Genomic DNA, 24,399 nt, shown 5'->3' with positions numbered 1-24,399 from the left:
ATCAAGGCTTCTCGACAGTGACGCGGGTGGTGGCCACGGCCGATTCACCGACGGCACGCGGCTGCGCGGCCGGCGACGGCATCACGTAGCTCTGCGAACGATCCGGGGCCTGAATGTGCATGCTGGTTTCGGTGCCGGTGGAGAACTCCATGTCCGACGGGCTCTGGTACGGCAGGTTGCGCACGATCCGTGGGGTGATCGACAGCACCAGTTCGGATTTGCCGACGGTGTCCTTGTTGCTGCCGAACAGCCGGCCAATGCCAGGAATGTCGCCGAGGCCCGGAATCTTGTTGCCGGTGGCGCCGTGGTCGTTGCGCATCAGGCCGGCGAGGATCTGCGTTTCGCCGTCGTGCAGGCGCAGTGAGGTTTGTGCGTTGCGGGTGTCGACCTGCACCGGGATCGTGCCCTGACGGGTCGGTTCCAGTGGCGTGGCGTTACTCACTTCGAGAGCAATCTTGATCGCCACTTCGTTGTTGAGGTGCACGGTCGGTTGCACTTCGAGCTTCAGACCGACGTCCAGATAAGTGACGCTCTCAGTGATCACCGGGCCTTGAGTCGACGGCACCGAAGTCGCGCTGATGATCGGCACGCGCTGACCGATGTGGATCCGCGCCTGCTCGCGGTTGCTCACACGAATCACCGGGCTGGCGAGGGTGTTGATGTCATTGTCCTGGGCGTTGATCTTGGCTTGCGGCGACGGCGAGATCGAAATCCGGCTGGAGTTGATGCCTTTCAGTTGATCAAGCAGGGTCACCGCCGAACCGTCGCTGTTGACCACGCCGAAGGTGTTCGGCCATTGCAGGCCGAGGTCGAGAATGCGCTGGGTGGCGACTTCCATCACTTCGACTTCAAGCACCACTTCCGGGTTGGACTGATCTTGCGACTGCAGGAGTTTCTCGGCCATGCGCACGGCGTCTTCGGTGTCGCGCATGGTCAGGGTGTTGAGGCGTTCGTCGACGAACACATCGCGGGTCTTGAGCATGGTTTTGACCATGTTCAGCGCGGTGTTGGCGTCAATGCTGGTCAGGTAGAACGTGCGCATCACCAGTTCCTGGTAATCCTTCACTTTCTGCGGCGAATCCGGGTAGATCAGCAAGGTGTTTTCGTTCACCACTTTCTGGTGCAACTGGTTCTGTTGCAGCAGCAGGGTCACGGCGTCTTCGATGCGCACGTCACGCACGAAGATCGTCGCTTTCATGTCCGGGCGCAGGTCTTTGTCGAAGATGAAATTGAGCCCGGCGACCTGCGACAGCACTTCAAAAATGGTCTTCAGGTTGGCGTCGCGAAATTCCAGGGTCACTGGCCGATCAAGCTTGGTGCGCAGTTGCGGATAGGCAATCACGTTGCGGCTCTGCACCAGACGAATGTTGCCTTGCAGCTCCAGCGCTCCTTCGTTGTTGGGGTCGAGTTCGAGGATCTGTTTGACCTGGCGATCAGCGCCGTAGATGTCGCCCCGGCGCAGGTCGCCACGCGCCAGTTCCAGTTTTTCGTCCATGCTGCGCAGGTAATCCATCTGCTTCAGGGCATCCTGAGCCCGGCGGTTGTTCGGCTCGATGGTCAGCGCGCGGTTGTAGGCCACCCGCGCCGAAGCGAAGTCGCGGCGCGAGCGGTCAGTGTCGCCGGTCGTCAGCAACGCCGTGATCGCCTTGGCCCGACCGCTGTTGAGCAGCAGGTGCAGTTCGGTGTCGCGTGGGTTTTCGCGCAGGCCTTCTTCGATTCGGGCCAGCCCCGCCTCGTACTGACCCTGTTCAATCAGGTCGGCGGCTTCCTTGTTGGCCACTTGTGCAGAACTGCACGCGGCCAGCCCGGCACACAGGCCCAGGCTCATCAGCAAACGGGAACGGTTCATTGCGTACTCCCCACAGACAGGGTCTGCGACAAATGCAAGGGCAGGTAGACCAGACTCAGTTCCAGATCGGAAATGCCGGTGATCTTCCAGGTGTCGTCGATCACATCCCCGTTGCGCACGACGTAGATCTTTTCGCCGTTCTGCAAAAACACTTGCAGGTCGCTGCGGTCATGCAGCCTGCCGACGAACTGAAACGGCACCGGTGGCAGGCTCGGGGCTTGCACCACAGTTGCTGGATTGATGGCCATTTCGGTGACCGTGGCCAGAGTCGGCGCGGCCTTCCAGGATTTGGCCGCGAACAAGTCGCCGGCCGGGCTCAGGTCCTTGATCGACGCATCCTTGGCCTTGGCGGTGCTGGCCGGCAGCGCGCCCCGGGTTTTCCCCGGCGTAGCGACAGCCACTTCGTTGGAATCGGCGTCTTCGCTCGGCGAGAAGTACTCCGGCAACCACGCCAGCGCGGCCGCTACGCCGAAGAACGCCAACCAACCTGTCACGCGCTTGGTATTCATCACGACCTCGACAGGTAAAGGGTCATACGGATCCGGCCATTGAGGTCGGTGTCGCCAATCTTCTTGCGCTGCAACTCGAGGTCCTCCACCACCACCGCCGGCAACTGGCCGAGCAAGGCGTGCAGGAAGCGGCGCAGTTGCGGGTAGCTGCCGCGCACTGGCAAGAGGATCTGATAACGCGCGAGATGGGTTTTCGGGTCGACGCCGAGGGCGTATTCGCCGCGCGCCAGGGTGATGTGTTCTTGCGCTGCGAGGGCGTAGATGCGGTCGATGGCGACGGTGGCTTGCGGCTGCGCCGGCAGTTTGTTGCGGAAGTCGTCAAGCTGACGCTGCGGCACCACCGGCGGCGCGATGCTGCCGTCTTCAACCTTGGCCAGGTACGCGGTGGCTTCATGAGTCTGCAGGCTCAAGTGCTGCAACGATTGCCAGCCCGGCAGCAAACCACCGAGTACCCAAGCCACGGTGACCAGCAGCAGCGCCAGCCCGGCCAGGCCAGGAACGCCGAGGCCTTGCAGGTATTCGTGGACGATCAGTCTAGGGATTCGCATCGCCAATCTCCCAAGTCGCCGACAGGTTGAATTGCACCGGTTGTTCCGGCGATTTGACGACGATTTCGTGGCTGAGCAGCGACACGTCGGACAGCTCGTCGCTGCCTTCCAGACGTTTGTGGAAGTCGAGCATCGCTTGCAGATCTCGCGCTTCGGCGCTGATGCGTACCTGGCCTTTGCGCGCATCCGGGGTCAGGGTCAGCAGCGCGACGTCATCGCGCGGCATCGCTTCGAGCATGGCGAACAGGCGTTCCCATGGCCGGCGCAGTTGCTGCGAGACCTTGCGCATCTCAGCGAGGTTTGCCGCTTGCTCGCGGGTTTCTGCCGGGCTCAAGGTGGACTTGGCGCCACTGTCGCCGGTGAGCTGACGCTGAGTGGTTTGCAGGTGGCCTTGTTGCTGTTCGGTGTGCGCGTCGAGGTGCTGTTGCACGCCGAAGCACAGCAGCGCCAGCAGTACACCGCCGCCGAGCAAGCTCCAACCCAACGGGCCGGAACGCGGACGCGGTTGAAAATCGAGATTGAGCGCACGCATGTCAGGCCACCGCCCGGGACATGACGTACAAGCCGTCACGCACGTTCATCGAGTCGTCTTCAAAGGTGCGCAGTTGCACACCCGCCACGTCCGGATGCGCATCGAGGCGCGCCGGGGCATGCAGATAAACGTTGAAGGCGCGTTCGCTGGTCGAGGCTTGCAGCTGGCGTTCGCGACCGATCAGGGCATTCAACGCGGCATCGCTGTCGCTGCCGCCCACCGAACGCACGCCGGCCCAGCGCCCTTCCCTCGCCAGCAACAACACACTGCGTTGCGGCTCGGCGACGACGAACAAGAAGTCGCCGGCATCAAGGCTTTTATCGAAGCGGTTGAACGCCGCCATCAGGTACGGCTGCACCGAGCGCAGACGCAACCCACGAGCGCTGACCAGCGTGCGCAAGCGTTTCAGCAAGTCCTGCGGCAAGGCACTGGCGATGCGGTCGTAACCGGCCGGCTCAGCAGACAGCACCAGACTCCACGGCTGGGTCGGCGCGCCAAACAGGTCTTCAAAACACAGTTGGGCAAAGCCGCGCAGTTCCTCAGGGCTGCTGATCTGCGCGCTCCACGGCACCAGGCAGAAACGGCTGAAGTGCCCGGAGATGACCACGCTCAATTCGGCACCAGCGCGGGCGTGTTCACCGAGCAGGCGATCGAGGGTGTCCAGCGCCACCGCGTAGCTCTGGAAGCCTTCGTCGATGTACCCGACGCTGCCCAGCCACAGGGTGTCGCTGCCACGCCGCTGACCGAGACCTACACCGCTGGCACCGAGCACGGCGACAAAACGCTCACGCGATAAAAGTGACACGATTGATCTCCTCCAGCGTGGTGCGACCTTGTTCCACCAGCTCCAGCGCCGATTCGCGCAGCAGGCGCAAACCACGGGCACAGGCCAGGGCTTTGATTTGTTTGATCGGTTGGCGCTCGACGATCATCTGACGCAGCTCGTCGTCGAGGTGCAGCAACTCGGCAATCGCCGTGCGCCCGCGATAACCGCTGCCCCGGCAGTGGCCGCAACCCTTGCCGTGAACGAAGTGGTAGTGATCGACTTTCTGCGGATCGAGGCCCGAGGCACGCAGCTCTTCATCGCTTGGGTTGACCGGCGTGCTGCAACTGGCGCACACCAGACGAATCAAGCGCTGGGCGAGAATTGCGTTGAGCGCCGAGACCAAGCTGTAGGGGTCGATTTCCATTTGCGTGAAGCGGCCAATCACGTCGAAAACGTTGTTGGCGTGGATGGTGGTGAACACCAGGTGGCCGGTGAGCGCCGATTGCACGGCGATCTGCGCGGTGTCCGGGTCACGGATTTCGCCGACCATGATCTTGTCCGGGTCGTGGCGCAGGATCGAGCGCAGCCCTCGGGCGAAGGTCAGGCCTTTTTTCTCGTTGACCGGGATTTGCAGCACGCCCGGCAATTGATATTCGACCGGATCTTCGATGGTGATGATCTTGTCCACGCCGTGGTTGATCTCGGTGATCATCGCGTACAGGGTGGTGGTCTTGCCGCTGCCGGTCGGGCCAGTCACCAGCACCATACCGTAGGGTTCGGCAGCGAGGCGGCGCAACTGGCGCAGGGTTTCGTCTTCAAAGCCCAGCGCCTGCAGTTGCACGCCGCAGACCTTGTCGGCCAGATCCTGTTTGTCGAGCACCCGCAGCACCGCGTCTTCGCCAAAGATGCTCGGCATGATCGATACGCGGAAGTCAATCTGGCGGCCACTGATGCCAATCTTGAAACGACCGTCCTGCGGTACGCGCTTCTCACCGATGTCCAGTTCAGCCATGACCTTGACCCGCGAGATCACCTGCTCGGCGAACTCGTTGCCCTGGACTTTACTGATGTTATTGAGCACGCCGTCGATGCGGTACTTGATCACCAGACCGTGGCCGGTGGTGCCGAGATGGATGTCACTGGCGTGCATTTTCAGCGCGTCGTAGAGGGTCGAGTTGACCAGTTTCACCACGCTGCTGGCGTCTTCGCTGATGCTGGTCAGCGACAGGCTTTGCAGGGTGTCGATTTCGTGGTGGGTATCGCCTTGGGCGTTCAGCGATTCGACGGCGTGGAAGCTTTCTTCGTGACGGGCCAGATAGGCTTTGAGGTCATCGGCGTGCACCAGATGCAGCGGCGCGCCGTGCAGGCAGTCATCGATCCAGGCCAGCCGCGCCGGGTCGAAGGGGTCGGCAAACACGCCGATGACTTCGTCGTTGTGGCGCAGCAGGATGAATTCACGTTTGAGGCATTGTGCGAGGGTGACCCGGTCAAATACCGGCGTCGCTTGAAACAGGCTGTCGGTGTCGAGCACCGGGTAATGCAGGGTGGCGCCGAGGGTGTGAATGAACGGCATCGGCGCCAGTTCACAGAGTACGCCAAGGGCTTCAAGCACGCGTTCGCCGGAGGTGGCGGCCCGCGCCCGGGCCTGGGCAAGCTGTTCACTGGAAAAGCGTTCCGGCGCGCTCGGCGCCAGCAGAGGTTCGACGACAACGGACAGACGTTCCATGGCTTGCTCTCCAACCGGGGCTTAGTGCCCTGTCGGCGCGGCAAACCTTGGCGGCAAGTGCCGGAACGTCTGATCGCGCCATTACTCCCCGGTGAGCATTTGATCGTCGTCCGGCGCCATGGATTGCGACTGCCGTCGCCGATCCGCCAACACCCAACTGCCATCGTACAACTGCAACGGGAAGCTCTCGGTCCTGCTCTGGCGTCGTTCGACGAAGCCCTCGGAAGGGCTCGCACCGGGTTTCGCTTCGCGCTTGATGCCCAGAAGGTCGCAGACAGCTCGGGCCAGTTCCGCCAATGGAAACGGTTTGAACAGGATGTGGCTGACTTGCAGTTGCCGCGCCCGCTCACAGACTTCAGCGGTGGGGTGACCTGTTATCAGCACAAAATTACACGTCCTGTTCTGGCGGACCGCGTCGAGCACCTCAAAGCCTTCCATATCGGGCAAGCGGTAATCGAACACCAGCACGTCGGGGGCGAACGTTTCGGCCAAACCGATAGCCGTCGCTCCGTCATGTGCAATCCGGACGTCCAGCCCTTGCGCCGACAGATAATCCTGAAGGTTCTGTGCAAGCAGCTGTTCGTCTTCGACAACCAGTACTTTGTTAACCAAGGTCGACTCCTTGAAACAGCAGGTCCGATGACCCCGCCCTGAGAGTGCGCCTTACCAGGGGTAACGCACACTTCATGCCAGGCTGAGTGCCGGTAATTTTATCTCTTCATGTCCTTGAATTTAATGACAATGCCCGCTCGTCCCGGTACCCCGTTCCCCAGAAACGGGGAAGCACCTGAATGGGCATCGAAGCCATTCCCCACTATTGGGGGGGAACCTTCAGTCGTCGTCAATTCGTTCGATCCTGTTCTGCACCCGTAATTGCGCGAGCACTTGGCGACGAGCCTGGGTCTGTTGCTGTCGGGCGAGCTGTGCCCTGACTGTATCCAGCCCCTGCAAATCTGGGACATCGGCGGTCTCCAAGTGGTTCGGCAAATAAATCACATGCCAGCCGAACGGTGAACGCAGCGGATCGCTGGCAAAACTCGCGCCGCTGACAATCGAGGCGCGCATTTGCATCAAGCGTAGACGTGCTTCGGTGACTGTGGCTGCATCCGCTTGTGCAGGCACGCGGATCAGCAAGTGCCGGGGCTGCAAGGTATTGGCCCGGACCAGCTCGGCAAACATCCGCTGCGCCGCCATTTCCCGGCGGGTGTATTCGGTGAAGGACGCTTCGTCGAAACCGGCGTCCTGCAAGCGGCGGACGAATTTGTCCGTGCCGCCGATAGCACTGCGGGTCTGCTCGACTTGCTGAAGCACCACTTGATCGTCGATCTGCAGCCCGCGCTTTTGCGCTTCCTGCCACAGCAACTCTTTGTCGATCAGCGCTTGCAGCGCCGCCTGACGCAGCTGTTTGTAGGCCTTGGGACTACGAATGCTCGCCACCGCGCGGCCCTGATCTTCCAGGTATTCGGCGAAGAAACGCTCAAAGCGAAACCCGGAGATTTCCTCGCCGTTGACTCGCGCCACGGCCGGTTCGTTGTTGGCCCACGCCAGCGGCAGCCAGCAGGTCAGCAGCATTATCAGCGTTGTGAGCTTCATGATCGGGCCCTCCATTCAGGGGCTGGCAACAATCGGTTTATAGGGTGCGACCAGATAAAAGCGCTGATCGGGCAAATCCACGGTGACCACATGGGCGCCGCTCAAGCCCAGGCGTCGGCCGGGGCCAAAGCTCAGGCGCGGGGTCAGACCGGTGTCGAAGTCGTGCAGTCCTTCCAGCGCCGTCACCAGTTTTTCGCGGCTGGCGTCGCGGCCGGCCTGTTTCATGCCTTCGCTGAGCAGCAACATCGAAGCGTAGGCGCCGACTTGCAGCACCGCATGCTGGGCGCCGAGGCCCTGGCCTTCGCGCAGCAGCGTCAGGGCCATGCGCCCGGTCTGGGTCCAGTCGCTGGGCACGAACGGATAGGCGAGAAACACCCGTCGGGTGAATCCGTCGGGCACTTGCAGCAGATCGCCGGCCACCTGGCTTGAAGCGGCGAACAGATAAGGCACTTGCCCGGCGCTTTGCAGCCGTGTCGCCAGACGACTGAAACCGCCGCCACTGCCCAGATAGAACACCGATCGCGAACCCAGCGGCAGCGCATCCGCCGTCGGGTCGTAGGCTTGCAGTTGGACTTTTTGCCAGCCGTGATCCTGTAAATACTGGCCGAGGTTTTGCGCGGCCAGCGTTTGTGCAGGGTCATCGGGATAGGCAATCAGGGTCGGCCCTTGCAGCACGCGCAAACTCGCCGTGGCGTAATCGGCCAAGGCGATCAGTTGCTCGCGCAAGCCCGGCAGCGGCTCGAAAATCTGCGGACTGGCCTGCACCGCCCCAAGCAACGACAAGGCGCCGATCAGCGGCACGCCGGCCTGTTCCAGGCGCGGCCCCAGTTCACTGTCGAGGGCCGGTGCCAGCGGCGCGATCAGGGCGAACACCTGTTCCTGCTCGATCAACTGTCGCAGGGCTTGTTCGGCACTGGCGCGATCCGGGCCGGGGTCGATCACTGTCAACCGCAACTGCCGACCATGAATGCCACCGGCCTGGTTGATCCGCGCGACGCTGCCATTGAGCACCGCTGCCACTGTCGCGCCCTCCTCGGCCAACGGGCCTTGGCTGGGCAGCAAGGTGCCCAGGTGCAGGGTCTCGGCGTCGAGGCCGGGGTCGCGCTCATCGGCCAGACGCTTGAGGTACGCGGTGAGATTGCGCTGATCCTTCATCGACAGCACAAAGCGCGGCATGCTCGGGTCGAGGCGATTGTGCCCGGGGTCGCGGCCCTGCTCGATGGCAATGGCCAGAGTGCTTTCGCTGTAGGCCGGATAGCTGCGCCCGTTGACCTGTTGCTGGCCATACGTGCTGGTCAGTCGCGCCCAGTTCAGCGGCGGCGGACGCACCCCGCCTTCGGGTCGCCCGAGGCCGTCGGCGCCGTGGCAATTGGCGCACGGCAGGCTGGTTGCCGGCAGCAACATATCCGCCGCGCCAACCCGCGCCATGATCGCTTCGCCGCTAGCTGAAAGACCTTGGCGGTACAGGCGCTTGCCTGCCGCTTCCTCCGCAGTCAGCGGCGCAGCGCTCGCGCCAAGGCTGACGCCAGCGAGCAGGATCAGGGCGAGTACGCGGCAGCGTTTCATGGCGCGGAGTCAACGGCCAGCCACGGGCATTGTCAGCAACTGCAAGCGCTGGGCAATGGCGGCGGCCGGGGCGTCGGGGCGGATTTTGCTCCAGCGTTTATTGGCGACATCGCCGACGATCAACTGCGTGGAGTGTTGCTCGGGGGTCGGCACGATCTGGCCGATGCGGCTCAATACCAGGTCCATCTGCGCCTTGTCGCCGGTAAGAAAAAGCCAATGAGGGTCATCGGAACCCTGCTTCAAGGTGTAAGCCTTGAGCACCGCTGGCGTGTCGCGCAGCGGGTCACTGGTAAGGGAAATGAAGGTGATGTCCTGTGCCTTGTCACCCAGCAGTTCGCGCACCTCTTTGAGCTTTTGGGTGATCAGCGGGCAGGCATCGTTGCAGCTGGTGAAGATCACGTTAAGCAGCACTATGCGGTTTTGCAGCGCGTCGCTGTAGAAGCGCAAGGTGTCGCCGTTCTGATCCTGTAAAGGCGTGTCGGTGAACCAGGTTTTCGCGTCGTGGGTCCCTTTGGCCGGCGCGGCAGCCACAGCGGCTGGCGGCTCGGAGACGTGGCCTTCGTGGGCGAACGCGACGTTACCAAGAATCCAGAAACACACGGTCAGGGAGATCCAGTCGAGCGTTCTCATGGCTGCTGCTCCATGGCGATGGCGGTGTGTTTGGCGTGGGTGCGCAGGCCGCTGAGTTTTTCCACTTCCTTGGCCAGCAGCGCCGGATCAGTGAAGCCGTAGTAGCGCATCCAGTGGCGGCTGTCGCCGTCGCCGACGAGGATCAGCGGTTGATGACTCTTCAGGTCGCCGCTGAAACTGCCGAGGCCCTTGAGGGTTTCATTGATCGACTGCGGCGATCCGGTCAGCCAGCTCCAGCCCGGCCCGCGCTGGAAGGTGCGCGCATAATCCTGCAGGCGTTTCGGGTCGTCGCGCTGCGGGTCGATGCTGATCGACACCAGTTGCACTTCGTCGCCGACGCGCGCGCCGAGTTGTTTCTGCACCTTGCCCATGATCGACGAGACCACCGGGCACACCGTGGTGCAACTGGTGTAGATAAAGCTCATGACAACGATTTTGCCCTGCACCAGATCCTGCTCCAGGCGCACTGTTTTGCCGTTCTGGTCGAGCAGCGGCACGTTGACGAACTTCACCTGAGCGTGTTCCTGGGTATTGCTGGCGGGGGCCTTGTGCCCAGCGTGTTCGTCTGCCGAATGGGCATTGGCGTGTTGAACGCCGAGGCTCAACAGGCACAGGGTCAGCAGGCCACTGGATGCAAATCGGTTCATGTCGAAACTCCTCTTCAACGGGCCTGGCCGGGGGTGACCCGAACACTGGCAAAGGTCTTGTCATCGAAACCGGCACCCAGCGACGCCGCGCGCACATGCAGATACCAGGCGCCGCTGCGGTCGAGGGTGATTGGCGCCTCGTATACGCCGTCGGCGACTTCCAGCGCCGCCACTTCACGGGGATGCGAGGTGGGCGCGAGGTAGTAGCGCAGTTGCACGTCTTTCACGCCGCTGCGCTGGCTTTTGTCTTTGCCTTGCACGATGCGGAAACGCACGACGTACGGGTCGTTGAGCGCCACGGCAGTCTTGTCGAGAAGGAACTCGACTTTCGGCTGGCCGAGGCGTTTTTGCGGTTTGCCGTCAGGATCAATCTGCGCGGTAAAGCAGTGAATGATGTTCGGCTGGTTGAGCAGGAACGCCACGTCGAAGCGCCCCGCTGCCGGCAATTTCACCCGCGCGCTGTAGAGTCCCGGCGAGACCTCGCGCAGGCTGCGGTCGATAACCATGGCGGCGCGGGCAATCTGGCCACGGTTGGGGTAACCGGACATCGGCGCGTTCATGCCTTCGGCGTAGAAATAGGTGGTGTTGTCGACCGGGTTGACCACGAACACCGCGTTGTCGTCACGCGACACCGCCAGGCTTGAGGCCAGCGGCAAATCCCCCGCCAGGCGCGGCGCTTGTGGGCCGGCTTCAAAGCCCTGGCTGATCGGTTGGCGACCTTCGCCGAGGGAGGACAGGTTGATCATGGTGACTTTCGGTGACGCGAGTCCGCGGATGTAGGCGTAGGCCTGGGTAAACACCACTTGGTAGGGTTCGGCGCTGACGTCGAGGTCGTGGATCGCGCTGCTGGTCGCGGCGTCGATAACCGTGGCGCGGTTTTCCAAGGTGTTGAGCACAAGACCGAAGCGGCCGTCGGCGCTGAAGCCCATCGGGCCGAGGCCTTGTTGCAGCTTGATCACCCGGCGGACGGCGTGGGTGCTGGCGTCGATCACGGTCACGGTGCCGTCCTTGCCATCGGCCACATACACCGCGCCGGACAGCGCTGAATAGGCGACTGACAGCGGATGGGCGCCGGTCTTGATCTGCTCGACGATGGTCAGGCTGGCGATGTCGATCACGCTGGCGGTGCCGTCGTCGCGATTGCTGACGAAGGCGAAGCGGCTGTCTTTGCTGAAGCTGATTTCGTGGTGGCCGCGTCCGGTCTGTAAATGTTTGAGGGGTTTGAGGCTTTGGCTGTCGATCACCGTTACGCCGGAGTCTTCGGCTTTGCTGGCGTTGTTGCCGACCCACAGCAGGCGTTCGTCCGGTTGCAGCGCCACGCGCACCGGTTGGCTGCCGGCTTTGACCGAATCGAGAACCTTGAATTGTTCGCTGTCGATAACGGCCACTTCGCCCGCTGTCGGCATCGAGACGAACACGCGTTTGTTGTCTTTTGGGGTGACCCAATCCATCGGTGGTTGCTTGAGTTCGATCCGCGCCAGGGTGCTGGTGATGCCGCCCACTGACACCGACGGATCGACCACGGCGATGCTGGCGTCGCGGTTCATCACCAGCAGGAAATAGCTGTTGAGGTCGAGCAACGGCCGCGCGCCGATGTTGGACTTGAGAAACACGCCGACCCGGGCTTTGCAGCTCTGGTCGCGGCCCTGGGCTTTATCGGCGGCGAGGGTTTGCGGATCGACCCAGGCGCCCGGCGCTACCCCGGACAACGGCTGGCCGGAAGCGCTGTCAGTGACGTGGAACTGCACATCGGCGAATTCGCCTTCGCGCAGTTTACCGTCGGCGGCCAGCGGCTTGAGATTGAAATCCACCGCCACACCGTCGCGGTTCAGCGTCTGCTCGCCAGCGGTTTGCGCCAGCGCAATCTCACTCAGCGTCAACAACGCCCCGGCCATGGCCAGGGTGCAAATACCGATGATGTTGATGATCCTGTTCATACCACCCTCCCCTCATTTGCAAACCCATCCCTGTAGGAGTGAGCCTGCTCGCGATGACGTCATCTGCCTCACCATCCGAAACCGAGTTGCCCCAATCGCGAGCAGACTCACTCCTACATGGGATTTGCATTCATCCCGCAACCTCACTGCCCACCGCAGACCCTGTGGGAGCTGGCTTGCCAGCGATGGCGTCCGTCCTGTCACATCAATGGCGCCTGTGCCGCCGTCATCGCTGGCAAGCCAGCTCCCACAGGTTTTGTATCCATCCCGTCAATCTCACTGGCACCCCTGGCCCCTTGTGGGAGCTGGCTTGCCAGCGATGGCGTCCTTCCTGTCACATCAATTGCGCCTGCGCCGCCGTCATCGCTGGCAAGCCAGCTCCCACAGGTTTTGCATTCATGCCGCAATCTCATTGCCACACCTGGCCCTTTGTGGGAGCTGGCTTGCCAGCGATGGCGTCCTTCCTGTCACATCAATTGCGCCTGCGCCGCCGTCATCGCTGGCAAGCCAGCTCCCACAGGTTTTTTATCCAGCCCGTCAAACTCACTGGCACCCCAGCTCCCACAAGGATTTGCATCCACAGGCATGTTGTCGTTGCACCTGCTTCTACTGCCCCTGCGGTGCCGGTTCCGGTTCGTTGGTCACGCGCAGCAAGCCCCATAACCCGGAGGTGTTGCCGTAGGCGCCGTAGTCGCGGAACAGGTAATCCCCCGGGATTGCATTACTGCCGCCGGCGCTCGGGATCATGAAGCTGAAGTGCGCGGCCGGCAGGATGCTTTCGTGGGCGCCGATGTACATCGACATCGGGTTGTAGCCGAAGCGCACCGAGCCCACGCCCGGCGAACCCATCGGATAACCACCGACATCGCTCTTCTCGGCCTGGAACGGGTTGACCGACCAGACGTGCCCGTCGAGCTGGAACGTGGTGCCACGACTGCCACCGCTCGGCATCAGAATGTGCGTACGCAACGGCTGCCCCGGTTTGGCATACAACACCGGCGTCTGCGGATCACCGCCGACCAGCGCATTGCTGTAGGCCATGTGGGCGTTAACCATGTCGCCATAACCCGCGCCGTCGGCATGCCCGAACGGCGCATCCGGGGCGAGGCCGAAGCGGTACCACAGCGGTTCGGTCTTATAGTTGATCGCCATGCTCGAGTTGTCCTGCGGATCGGTCGGCACGCCGAAGCCCTCAGCGGCAATCCCTTCCACCGGCCGGCCATTGGCCCAACGGGTGTTCAACGCCTTTTGCCAGACCATCGCGAAGTCGCGGTAGCTGGTTTGCCCAGGCGCCGTAACCGTGGCATTGACCTTGCGTGCATCATCAACCCAAGTCGCGCCGATCGGCAGAATGCTCATCGCACCACCGAGGCCTTTTTGCGGCTGCTTGATCACGTCCGCCGGGGTGATGTTCAAGCCGCCGAACTCCACCGCCGTGGCGTTGATGTTGTCGACGCTGCGGCCCAGTTGAGTCACCGGTTTGCCTTCACGCTCCAGGTGCCCGGCGTAGTACTGATAGGTACGGGTCGGGTACGCGCCGCTGTTGCCGACACGCGGTGGCACGGTCTGGATCGGGTTGGCGCCGACGTTGGCGCCGTCGGATTTGGTGATGTCATAGGCCAGCAATTGCGCGTGCAGACCGACGTGGCTGGACGGCCGCATCAGGTTATTGCTGAACGTAGTCGAACCCAGGCCGCTGTTGCGATCACGTTTGACCATGCCCTGCATCACCGCAGTCTGGGTCAGGTCAGGCATGACGCTCGGCAAACGGTTTTCCAGAGTGATGTTGATGCAGTCCCCTGCCGCCGCACGCAACACCAGCGGTTCGACCGGGATGCCGGGTTTCAGCTTGCCGCTGAGCGGATCGAGATCGGATTTACGCACATAGAGGATCGCGGTCGGGTCATGCAGCGGCCCGCTCTGCCCGCCGATGGTGATGGTTTCGCCATCCTCCGGATCGGTCACGGTGACTTGTGGAATGCTCACCGTGCGCGAGTTCAGCACCAGGGTGCCGCCCGCCGGATTCAGCGGTCCGCCGACATGCTGGCCGAGCCCTTCGGGATCGCCGATGGTCAGGCCCAGCGTATTGCCGAGGATGTCATTAGCCAGCGCCGCGACCACTTCATAGTTGCGCTGCACGGTTGGCCGGGTGCCAATGCCGTTAGGGTTGGCGCCATAGCGCGGGCAACTGCCCTCGAACGCCACAGTGTTGCGCATGCCCGCCGGGCTCGGGTTGCTCGGGATGGCGAACAGGTCGGCGCGTTTGGCGGTGTAGTTGCGCATCACGCCCCAGATACCGCTCCAGTAGCCTTCGATCGAAGCGTCCATCGAGTACAGATAATCACCCGTGGTCGCCGCCGAACTGGACAGCATCGACACTGGCGCAATGAAGCCCATCTGCTCGGAGATGCCGATCATCTGCGACGCACGCCAGCCGGAGTTGGAGCTGTTGCCAAAACCGGAACCGCTCTGCAGCCATTTCACACCGTGCAGGGTGACGTTGTGCTCTTCTTCATGGCCGCCGGCATGCACCCGCAGCCGCACGTTGTCGCCGGTATAGGTGCGCAGCATCGGTGTGAACGGATCGCCTGGTTCGGCGCCGCCCTTGTTGATGTGCGGCGGGAACAGCGTGGTGCCGCCGGTGGGGCCGGTCGCCGAGGTGAGCAGATTCGGCGCCAGGTTCATCGCCGGGATCGCCCGGTCGGTACGGCTTTGCATGGCGAACGACAGATCGCCGCCGAGGCCGTCGGCCTGCATGCCACGCTTGCCGTCCGGGCCGACCTTGTTCGGGTCGTACACACGCAGGGCCAGCGGCTCGTTGCGATAGTTGACGACGAACATGCCCGGATCATCCACCGAAATCGCCTGCGGGCATGGCCGGCTCGGGCAGCCCGGTACCTGACCGCCCTGCACTTCCAGTACACCTTCAAGCAAGTTGCTGGCGTTGTTGCGCACTGGCGGGTTGATTGCGTAGCGGAAGCTGTCGGCGGTGGCCGGGAACGCCTGCGCATTCGGCACACCGTTGGGACCGGCACCGACATAGACGCCAGCTTCATAGGCGTGCTGGAAGTCGCTGTACTCGAGGAAGAACTCGCGGAAGCTGTCGTTCTTGCCGTCGCCATCGAGGTCGCCGGTGTTGATCACCGCTTGCCACGAGGTCGGGCCGCCATCCTGACGCGCCCCGCTGTACAAAGGCTCGCCGGTTTCGGCGTGGAACCAGGTGGAACCGGCCGGCTCTGCAAGAACGGTTGCGTACAGACCAATCTGCTGGTGCGTCGATGGGCCTAAGTGGTCGTGGGTGAAGATCGTGCCGAGGCCGCGATCGACGCCTTTTGCATTGACCACCGGATCGACGAACCAGCGCTGCATCGCCGTGCGCGCACCGAGCCAATCGGCGCGCCCGTATTGGCCGAAGAACGGATGGTTCTTGGCTTTCGGGCAGGCCTGGGTGCCGTCACGTGGATCGGTGCCGGCGCACTGATTGAATTCGCGAATCGCGTGAATGCGCTCCTGCACGGCGCCGGGCGAGAGCACGCCATCCTCGTAGTTCCAGCCGTTGGACGAGCCGTCCGCCGAGGTCAGGTCCCACTTCGGCAAGTGGATGTGCTGGCCGATCACGTCGGTTGGCGTGCGCACCTGATAGTCGTCCATCTCATAGGTGGCCGGCACCAGGTTGGTTTGCTGGTATTGCACGCAATCGAAGGTATTCATGCGCATCACCAGCGGCTCTGGTGGACGTTGCTTGGTGATCACCGGCCAGGCGTCTTCCCACAGCGCGAGAATGCGCGCCTGCGGGAAGTGATAACCGACCTTGTTGTACACCGCGTCGAACTGGATGTTCGCGGCTTTGTAAATGCGTGGGCGGTCGGCGGTGAAGCTCGAGGCGCCGACAAAGGACATGCCGTCGATGCGCTCACCGCTGGCGAATTCACCGCTACCGGCGCTGGCGGTCAGGCGTTTTTGCCGATCGTCCATGCACGGCTCGTAGTACGGCGCACCGGCCATTGGCAAGGCGCCGTTGGTACGGAACGCCTTGGCCACCACTTGATTGCCGGGCAGCAAGGCATAGCTTGGATGGTCTTTTTTCGCGTGGAAAGCCATCGCGGCCTGTTCGACTTCGGTGCCTTCTTCCGGCAGGTAAATCGGTTTGGCGCGGGTGACTTCCTTGGAGAAATCCAGCGAGGTGGTCACGGTATGCGCCTCGCCACCGGCCGCGACGCCGTCGAGTGCGTGCCGTTGCAAGCCGCCATCCCAACCGCCGGACTGCGCGGGATCAAGGTTGGCCCACAGCGCTTTGCCGCTGGCCTTGAGCGATTGCGCGGTGGCGGCGTCGAGCATGTCCAGCGGCGGCGTTGGCGGACGTTGGCCGACCGAGCTTTCCATGCCGCCGATCCAGAACGGATAGCCAGGGTTTTTCAGGCTGCCGTCGGCATTGCGATTGGCTTCGCTGCGATCGACCAGCGCCAGTGAGCCGATGGCTTGACCGCCAGCGTTGCCGCCATGGTGCTCGCCGTCGTCATCGCCCTCTTCTTCATCCTCGTCGTCATCATTGCCGGCGACCAGGGTTTCACCGATTTTCGGCACGACCACGACTTTACCCGGCATCGGCGCCATGGCTTTGCCCGGCAGCGGCACAATCGCCGGTATCGGTGTGCCGGCAATGATTTCGCCGTCCGGCAAGGCGCGTGCTCCGGCGGCGGGTTTACCGCTGCGCAAGGCAAACGGTTCGCTGTGATAGCCATCGGCGCCCTGCTGCGAAACATCGAGGCGGGTGCCTTCTTCGAACACATCGTGCACCCGCCACATGGCCCACATGCCCTGAGCGAAGTGTGGATAGAAATGGCAGTGATAGATCGCATCACCAGCCACGCGGTTGCGGTTGCCCGAACCACCGTTGGCGATTTCATAGGTATAACCGGCGCCCGGGCCGATGCCCTGGGCGTCGACGTAATCGGAGTTGTCGTCGTTGGGGTTGAACAGCCACTGATGGCCGTGCAGGTGGAAGATGTGCTGCTCGTGGCCATTGTGGGTGTTGCGGAATTTGACGAAGTCACCGATGTAGCTGTGGTTGACGTTCGACGGCTCCGACGGATACAGGGCCATGGTGGCTTTCACGCCGATCTGATCGGCGCGCGGTATCTGGCCGGGGGCGATGTTCTCAAGCCCGGTGTTGGCCGGCACATCCACCAGCATCGCCACATCGCCGACGGTGTGCGAGCTGAGGAAGAATTCTTCATAGGCACACGACAGACAGTCGTGCATCGGCCCCACGCCCAAGCGGTTGGCGACCACTTCGGCACCCATGCCGCCGGAGCCATAGTTGATCATGAACGAGTCGCGGGTCGGCTCCAGCACATGGGCCATCACCGGATCAGCCCAGTACGCCGGGAATGCTTGAGTGGCGGCGGTTTCATCCTGGAATTGCGAGGCAAAATCACGGAACGCTTCGAGGCGGTTGGGGATTGCCGGGTTGCGTTTGCCGACCGATTCCAGCGGATAGGTGCTGGATGGGAAGCTGCCGTCGGCGTTGCTGCCCATGACAATCGCATCGCTTTCGCTGGAGATGATTTCACTGCCGTCGACCATGTTGATGATCGGCGTTCCGGCCTTGCCTTCGCGCAACCACGGTTCGCGCTGCGGGTAGCGCGCCTGGTAGTCGACGATCGGTTGACCGGTGGGTGCGCGGCCCGTAGTGGCCAGGCGCATTTCTTCTTCGGTGAGGGTATTGCGATAGCTGCGGCCACCCTTGGGCAGGACGACGACCTGGCCGAACAAGCCATTGGCGACGTTGCCGGCCGCGCCCTCGCCGCCAAACGTTGCGCCACGGCTGCTCACGGCAAACGCGCCTTCACGTTCGGCGAACAAGGTATAGGAACGGCTCGCGCCGGGTGGCACCAGGGTGTTGGCGTTACGCCCGGTGAACGAAGAAATGTCATCGATGCTGTTCACCGCTTGCAGGCCGTTGACCTGGAAGCCGACGTGACGATCCGCCACCTGCTCATCGACTTTGAAGTCTTCGGCGCCGTTGGTGTTCTCGGCCCCCTCCTCTTCGCCCTCGTTTTCAAAGTGCTTGTTCGGGTTGGCCTGATAGTCGAGCAGGTTCTGCAGATTGATCGTCAGGCAATCGCCGGCCGCCACGCGTAACACCAATGGCCGTGGGCGCTTGTCCGGGCGCAGCGAGACTTTGCCCGGCACTGCGGCGCCACCGTAAGCCAGCGACTGCTCATGTTCATCGACCACATCGCGGCGCAGGGCGAACATCATGCCGTTGATGTTCTGTGCACCGAGGCGGTTGAACATCAGCGGTTGATCGAAGGCGACGACGTTGGCCACCAGGTTGCGCTCGCAACGCACGGCCGCGCCGGCCAGTTCGACGCTGAGCATCGAGGCCAGAATCAGCAGCCAGTTAATCAGGGACGGAGCGTGAGGAAAGCCAGCCATGATCAGGAACCTCGTAGTGGGTGCTCGTGGGAACACTTCTCGACAAATGCCTCGGAGCAATCCGCGTGCCACAAAAAATTGCATTAGCGTTCAATCAGTTACTGCGGCCACTTGAGAATCCGGGGGATATTCCCCACCCGTTTTCCCCACTTTTCGGGCCTCCACGGTTTACCCCGAAAGTGGGGAAAACCGGGTTGGGGGTCACAACGGCGCGTCCATCGCCAGGCCCTGCAAACGCCGGTACTGACGCAACACATTCGGTACATAACGCTGGGTTTCGGCGAACGGCGGAATCACTCGACCACGGCTGAGCACCGCGTCGGGACCTGCGTTGTAAGCCGCCACGGCGAGGGCAATGTCGTTGTCGAACAGGGTCATCAGGCGCTTGAGGTATTTGGCCCCACCCTGGATGTTGGCCTTGGGGTCGTAGACGTCAGTGACGCCCAGCTCCCGTGCGGTGTCGGGCATCAACTGCATGAGCCCGCCCGCACCTTTGGGTGAAGTGGCTCCGGGGTTGTAGCGAGACTCGGCGTTGATCACTGCATGCAGCAGCGCCTCGGGTAATTGATTGACCTTGGCCGCCGCTGAGACCAGTTCCGCGTAGGGCTGGTTGGCGATCATTTGCGGCTGCTGATCGAGGCTGGCCACAGGCATTTCAGCCTCGCGGACCACCCGTTCGTAAGTGCGTCCGGGCCGGTGAACGTTGGACAGTACATAGCTGCCCTTGGCGTCCACGGAGATGAACACATCGGCTTGCGCGGCGCCGCTGAGCAGCACACAACCGAGCAATCCGCTGGCAAGGAATTTCATGTCGGGCCTCCCCGGATCGACCCCGATAAATTGGGGGAAATGCCCCAATGGCCGATCACGTTTGAGCCATACGCAAGCACTGTGCCGACTCTTGAGATGCCCGGATCACAAGGGCTTCAGCCAATCAGGTGATTTTCAGTGGGGGCTGTGCATGGCAATTGCATAAGCCCTTCTGGCGACACGGCTGCCACTCACGGGAGGTCATCATGAAGCTGCAATTTCGTCCGCGTGGCCAACGCGGTTTTACCCTGCTCGAATTGCTCGTGGTGCTGGTGGTGCTCGGCCTGTTGGCCGGGATCGTCGCGCCGAAATACTTCGCCCAACTCGGTCGCTCCGAAGTGAAAGTGGCCAAGGCGCAAATCGAAGGGCTGAGCAAGGCACTGGATTTGTATCGACTGGAAGTCGGCCACTACCCGTCCACCGAACAGGGCTTGCAAGCCTTGGTGATCGCGCCGAGTGACGAGGCGAAATGGACCGGCCCGTACTTGCAGAAAAAACTGCCGCAGGATCCGTGGGGGCGTAATTACGCTTACCGCTATCCCGGCGAAAACAGCGAGTACGACCTGCTGTCGATGGGCAAGGACGGCCAGCCCGGTGGCGAAGGCGAAAACGCTGAAGTAACCAACTGGCAGTGAGCGGAGCGCGGCCCATGCGATTTCATGTAAAAGCGGTCGGCAAGGCGGGCGTGGTGTCCTTGAGTGTGGAGGCGCCGGGTGACAGCGAGGCGCGGCGCATTGCCGAGGATCAAGGTCTGCGTGTGCTCAGTTCGCACGCCGACAAGCATTGGCGTTCGCTGAAACTGCGCCAGCGCGAGACCTTCAATCTGGTGTTGTTCAGCCAGGAACTGACCACTTTGCTCAACGCCGGCCTGCCGTTGATCGATGCGCTGGAAAGCCTCGCCGAAAAAGAAACCGCCCCCGCTGCCCGGAAAACCTTGAGTGAACTGGTGCGCCTGCTTTATGAGGGCAAATCCTTCTCGCAGGCGTTGGGCCAGTTGTCGGCGGTGTTCCCGCCGCTGTACGTGGCGCTGGTGCAATCCAGCGAAAAGACCGGCGCGGTCGGCGATGCGCTGGGGCGCTACGTCAGTTATCGCCAGCGCATGGACGAGGTGCGCCAGAAGATCATCAGCGCCTCGATCTACCCGATGCTGTTGCTGATAGTCGGCGGTGGCGTGGTGCTGTTTTTGATGGGCTATGTGGTGCCGCGCTTCAGTCTGGTGTTTGAAGGCTTGGGCAATAACCTGCCGTGGCTGTCGCAGGTGTTGATGAGTAGCGGCATGTTTTTGCATGCGCATCAGGCGGAATTCTTCGGTGCATTGGCAGCAATTGTCATCGCCCTCGCCGTGCTGCAAAAGCAACCGGCGTTTCGCCGTGGGCTGGATCGGCTGGTGGAGAAACTGCCGGCCGTGCATCAGCGGATTTTCATGTATGAACTGGCGCGGTTTTATCGCTCATTGGGAATCTTGCTGCAGGGCGGGATTCCGCTGGTGACCGCCATGGGCATGGTGCGCGGTTTGCTCACCGTGGCTTCACGGGTGCGGCTCGACCAGGCCTGCGAGCGGGTACGCGAGGGGCAGTCTTTGTCCACCGCGCTGGAACTCAATCACCTGGTGACCCCGGTGTCCTTGCGCCTGCTGCGCGCGGGCGAGCAGTCCGGCAACCTTGGGCAGATGATGGAACGCAGCGCCGACTTCTATGACGAGGAAATCAGCCGCTGGCTCGAATGGTTCGTGAAGTTGTTCGAACCGCTGCTGATGACCTTCATCGGCCTGCTGATCGGGGTCATCGTGATCCTGATGTACATCCCGATTTTCGAACTGGCGTCGAGTATTCACTGACCTCGGGAACGGGTCCGGTCCCGGCAACAACGCACTTTTACGTTCCCAACAAAACCACAAACACGGAGAACGATATGCACATTCAAAAGCTCGTGCTCGCAATGGCCATCGGCGCAGTTCTGTCGGCGTCCATCGTGCTGATTCCGGATAGCCTTTCCGGCATTTCCAGTGTTCAGGCCAAGGAAGGTGGCAGTGGTGGTGGAGGGAGTGGCGGCGGTGGACATGGCGGAGGGGGTGGCGGCAATGGCGGCGGGCATGGTGGTAGTGGAGGCGGCGGAAGTGGCGGTGGCGGCAATGGTGGTGGACACGGCGGCAGTGGCAATGGCGGAAGTGGCCACGGTGACGGCGGCAGTGGTCACAGCGGCGGCGGCCAGGGCTCCGGACACGCCGGCAACTCCGCCTCCTCAGGACGCAACGGCACCCACGCCGAACCAGGCGATGACCGCGGCGTGCACCGGGCAGGCGAAGTCGGCGACGACCATGGCGTCCATCGCGCGGGTGAAGTCGGTGACGACCGGGGCCTGCATGCAGCTGGCGAACCGGGGGATGATCGTGGCGTACATGTCGGCGGCGAGCCGGGCGATGACAAGCGCGCCAACTGATCCATCCTGAAACACCGCAACCCTTGTGGGAGCTGGCTTGCCAGCGATGAGGCCCGATCAGGCAACGCTGTATTGCCTGACACACCGCCATCGCTGGCAAGCCAGCTCCCACAGGGTTTTTTGGTGTGCAAACAATCAGCAGACAACCACCATCAACTGTGGGAGCGAGCCTGCTCGCGAAGGCTGGGGGTCAGCCAATATTGTTTTGACTGACACACCGCTTTCGCGAGCAGGCTCGCTACCACAAGGGTTTTGCAGGGATTGAAAATCTACTGTAAGGCTCAGAGGGCGACGTGGCTCTCGTTCAGGCGTTCGCGCAAGAACTCGACCAGCGCCTGAACCGGCCTTGAGGCCTGGCGATGCTGTGGGTAAACGGCTGAAAGTGTCAGCGGTTCCGGGCGCAAATCATCCAGCACCGGCACCAACCGGCCGTCTTTCAACGCCGCGCCGACAATGAACGTCGGCAGATAAGTAATGCCCATCCCCTGCACCGCCGCATCCCTGAGCAACTCGCCGTTGTTAACGCGCATGCGCCCGGTGACATTGACCAACAACGGCTTGCCCTGCCCCGCGTTGAAGCGCCACTGCACCGAACGACTATGCCCGTACGGCAAACAGTCATGGCTATGCAGGTCTTCCGGCTCGAGGGGCGTGCCACGTTCAGCCAGATACGCCGGGCTGGCGCAGTACACCCGTTCGATGGAGGCGATGCGCCGGGCAATCAGCGTCGAGTCTTCGAGCACGCCAATGCGCAACGCCAAGTCGTAACCCTCGCCGAGCAAATCCACCGGCCGATCACTCAGATCGACCTCCACCGTGACCTCGCGATAGCGCTGCAAAAACATCGGCAGCAGGCAACCCAGATGCGCCACGGCAAACGACAGCGGCGCACTCAAGCGAATCGTCCCGCGCGGCTCGGCAGTCTGCCCGGCGATGCCCTGCTCCACCTGTTCGACTTCACCGAGCAGGCGCAACGCCGATTCGTAATAACTCTGCCCCAGCGGCGTGACATCCAGACGCCGCGTCGAGCGGTTCAACAAGCGTACGCCGAGACGCTCCTCCAACTGCATCAAGCGCCGGCTGACGAACTGCTTGGACAGGCCCAATTGATCAGCCGCCGACGTGAAGCTGCCGGAGTCCATGACTTGGCAAAAAATACGCATGTCTTCGAACGGGTTCATTGTCACTCTCTGGTAGACAGTTAAACGCTTTATAGCCGCTTTTTCACTTTCAAGCAGCTCATTAATCTGTGCTCACGGTGTTGCTGAGGCCTGAAGCCCAGCGCCACAGCAGCCCGCAACCCAGGCATAAAAATTCAAGAACATTCAAAAGGATTTCCACCATGAACCTCGTCAAGAAAACCCTCACCGCGTCCCTCCTCGCCCTGTCCATCGGCAACGCCTTCGCCGCCGAAAGCAGCGGTGTCGAACACAACACCCAGGCCTTCCTCAACGCCCTCGCCGCTGGTGGTGGCAAACCGCTGGAGCAACTGAGCCCGAAAGACGCCCGTGCGGTGCTGACCGGTGCGCAGGCTTCGGTAAAAGTGGATCTGTCGGGTATTGAAGTCAGCGACAAGGCGATCAAGGCCGATGGCCAGACCATCAACCTGAAAGTGGTGCGGCCAGCCAAGGTCAAAGGCGAGTTGCCGGTGTTCATGTTCTTCCACGGTGGCGGCTGGGTGCTTGGCGATTACCCGACGCACCAGCGCCTGATTCGCGACTTGGTGGTGGGCTCGGACGCCGTCGCGGTGTACGTCGACTACACGCCGTCGCCGGAAGCGCAGTACCCGACCGCGATCAACCAGGCCTACGCCGCGACGAAATGGGTGGCTGAGCACGGCAAGGAGATCGGTGTCGACGGCAAGCGCCTGGCAGTAGCGGGCAACAGCGTCGGCGGCAACATGGCGGCGGTTGTGGCGTTGATGGCCAAGGAACAAAAAGCCCCGGCGCTGCGCTTCCAGCTGCTGATGTGGCCGGTGACCAACGCACAGTTCGACGACGGTTCGTACCAGCAATTCGCCGAGGGTCACTTCCTCACCAAAGGCATGATGCAGTGGTTCTGGGACAACTACACCACCAACCCGGCCGAGCGTGCGCAGATCCATGCCTCGCCGCTGAATGCCAGCGCCGAACAGCTCAAGGGCTTGCCAGCCGCATTGGTGCAGACCGCCGAGTTCGACGTACTGCGTGACGAAGGTGAAGGCTATGCGCGGCACCTGGATGCGGCCGGTGTAGCGGTGACCTCGGTGCGCTACAACGGGATGATTCATGACTTCGGTTTGCTTAATCCGCTGAGTCAGATTCCGGAAGTGAAAGCGGCAGTGCGTCAGGCGGCGGCTGAGCTGAAGACTCATCTGAATCCTTAACAGCAAAAGATCGCAGCCTGCGGCAGCTCCTACTTTGGAAT

At 62.3% G+C, this 24,399-nt stretch carries 19 protein-coding genes; 4 read left to right on the top strand and 15 right to left on the bottom strand.

The features are described 5' to 3' along the window. Position 1: 1 nt before the first annotated feature. From ACOYXH_RS07635 to ACOYXH_RS07570, 14 genes are all read right to left on the bottom strand, one after another. Entirely contained in the window at positions 2–1,849 is a 1,848-nt protein-coding gene (locus ACOYXH_RS07635) for a secretin N-terminal domain-containing protein (RefSeq protein ID WP_150693393.1), read from the bottom strand. Further along, positions 1,846–2,358: a hypothetical protein gene (locus tag ACOYXH_RS07630; protein ID WP_095124777.1), complete on the bottom strand. Its 513-nt coding sequence runs from the start codon at positions 2,356–2,358 to the stop codon at positions 1,846–1,848. Before ACOYXH_RS07630 ends, ACOYXH_RS07635 begins: the two co-directional genes overlap by 4 nt. After that, a complete protein-coding gene (locus ACOYXH_RS07625; protein WP_460410476.1) occupies positions 2,358–2,906 on the bottom strand; it encodes a GspMb/PilO family protein in 549 nt (182 codons plus the stop codon). Before ACOYXH_RS07625 ends, ACOYXH_RS07630 begins: the two co-directional genes overlap by 1 nt. After that, the gene (locus tag ACOYXH_RS07620) at positions 2,893–3,438 is read right to left on the bottom strand and encodes a PilN domain-containing protein (RefSeq protein ID WP_460410475.1); all 546 of its coding nucleotides are present in this window, start codon (positions 3,436–3,438) and stop codon (positions 2,893–2,895) included. The genes ACOYXH_RS07625 and ACOYXH_RS07620 overlap by 14 nt, the downstream gene beginning before the upstream one ends. Before the next feature lies 1 nt (position 3,439). Then, a complete protein-coding gene (locus ACOYXH_RS07615; protein WP_460410474.1) occupies positions 3,440–4,243 on the bottom strand; it encodes a hypothetical protein in 804 nt (267 codons plus the stop codon). Beyond that, on the bottom strand, positions 4,224–5,930 hold the full coding sequence (locus ACOYXH_RS07610; protein WP_460410473.1) for a GspE/PulE family protein: 1,707 nt from the start codon (positions 5,928–5,930) through the stop codon (positions 4,224–4,226). The genes ACOYXH_RS07615 and ACOYXH_RS07610 overlap by 20 nt, the downstream gene beginning before the upstream one ends. 81 nt (positions 5,931–6,011) lie before the next feature. Continuing rightward, complete coding sequence (locus tag ACOYXH_RS07605; RefSeq protein WP_460410472.1) at positions 6,012–6,542, bottom strand: response regulator; 531 nt, start codon at positions 6,540–6,542, stop codon at positions 6,012–6,014. Positions 6,543–6,761: 219 nt separating this feature from the next. Next, positions 6,762–7,523 (bottom strand): peptidylprolyl isomerase, encoded by a 762-nt coding sequence (locus tag ACOYXH_RS07600; protein ID WP_460410471.1) that lies wholly within the window; start codon positions 7,521–7,523, stop codon positions 6,762–6,764. Positions 7,524–7,538: 15 nt separating this feature from the next. Then, positions 7,539–9,089: an ABC transporter substrate-binding protein gene (locus ACOYXH_RS07595; protein ID WP_460410470.1), complete on the bottom strand. Its 1,551-nt coding sequence runs from the start codon at positions 9,087–9,089 to the stop codon at positions 7,539–7,541. 9 nt (positions 9,090–9,098) lie between these two features. After that, complete coding sequence (locus ACOYXH_RS07590) at positions 9,099–9,719, bottom strand: SCO family protein (protein WP_150794792.1); 621 nt, start codon at positions 9,717–9,719, stop codon at positions 9,099–9,101. After that, a complete protein-coding gene (locus ACOYXH_RS07585; RefSeq protein ID WP_460410469.1) occupies positions 9,716–10,366 on the bottom strand; it encodes an SCO family protein in 651 nt (216 codons plus the stop codon). The genes ACOYXH_RS07590 and ACOYXH_RS07585 overlap by 4 nt, the downstream gene beginning before the upstream one ends. 14 nt (positions 10,367–10,380) lie before the next feature. Then, entirely contained in the window at positions 10,381–12,303 is a 1,923-nt protein-coding gene (locus ACOYXH_RS07580; protein ID WP_460410468.1) for a YncE family protein, read from the bottom strand. 606 nt (positions 12,304–12,909) lie between these two features. Then, positions 12,910–18,744 carry a manganese-oxidizing multicopper oxidase MnxG gene (gene mnxG / locus ACOYXH_RS07575; RefSeq protein ID WP_460410467.1) on the bottom strand — a complete coding sequence of 1,945 codons (5,835 nt, stop codon included), beginning with the start codon at positions 18,742–18,744 and terminating at the stop codon, positions 12,910–12,912. Between the two features lie 201 nt (positions 18,745–18,945). Continuing rightward, positions 18,946–19,554, bottom strand: coding sequence for a lytic transglycosylase domain-containing protein (locus tag ACOYXH_RS07570; RefSeq protein WP_095124787.1), 609 nt, complete (start codon positions 19,552–19,554; stop codon positions 18,946–18,948). Positions 19,555–19,760: 206 nt separating this feature from the next. On the opposite strand from ACOYXH_RS07570, the gene gspG reads away from it, so the two are divergent. From gspG to ACOYXH_RS07555, 3 genes are all read left to right on the top strand, one after another. Next, positions 19,761–20,189 carry a type II secretion system major pseudopilin GspG gene (gene gspG / locus ACOYXH_RS07565; protein ID WP_134174171.1) on the top strand — a complete coding sequence of 143 codons (429 nt, stop codon included), beginning with the start codon at positions 19,761–19,763 and terminating at the stop codon, positions 20,187–20,189. A 14-nt stretch (positions 20,190–20,203) separates the two neighbouring features. Further along, positions 20,204–21,391 carry a type II secretion system F family protein gene (locus ACOYXH_RS07560; protein ID WP_134174173.1) on the top strand — a complete coding sequence of 396 codons (1,188 nt, stop codon included), beginning with the start codon at positions 20,204–20,206 and terminating at the stop codon, positions 21,389–21,391. 74 nt (positions 21,392–21,465) lie between these two features. Further along, on the top strand, positions 21,466–21,993 hold the full coding sequence (locus tag ACOYXH_RS07555; RefSeq protein ID WP_460410466.1) for a hypothetical protein: 528 nt from the start codon (positions 21,466–21,468) through the stop codon (positions 21,991–21,993). A 281-nt stretch (positions 21,994–22,274) separates the two neighbouring features. Here ACOYXH_RS07555 and ACOYXH_RS07550 read toward each other — a convergent pair whose 3' ends face one another. After that, positions 22,275–23,174, bottom strand: coding sequence for a LysR family transcriptional regulator (locus ACOYXH_RS07550; RefSeq protein WP_064392600.1), 900 nt, complete (start codon positions 23,172–23,174; stop codon positions 22,275–22,277). A 161-nt stretch (positions 23,175–23,335) separates the two neighbouring features. Here ACOYXH_RS07550 and ACOYXH_RS07545 point away from each other — a divergent pair, with 161 nt between their 5' ends. Next, positions 23,336–24,358 (top strand): alpha/beta hydrolase, encoded by a 1,023-nt coding sequence (locus ACOYXH_RS07545; RefSeq protein ID WP_258709548.1) that lies wholly within the window; start codon positions 23,336–23,338, stop codon positions 24,356–24,358. Positions 24,359–24,399 lie beyond the last annotated feature (41 nt).

This window comes from Pseudomonas sp. Mb7 (assembly GCF_054790525.1).
This window is presented reverse-complemented; position numbering and strand designations above follow the sequence as displayed.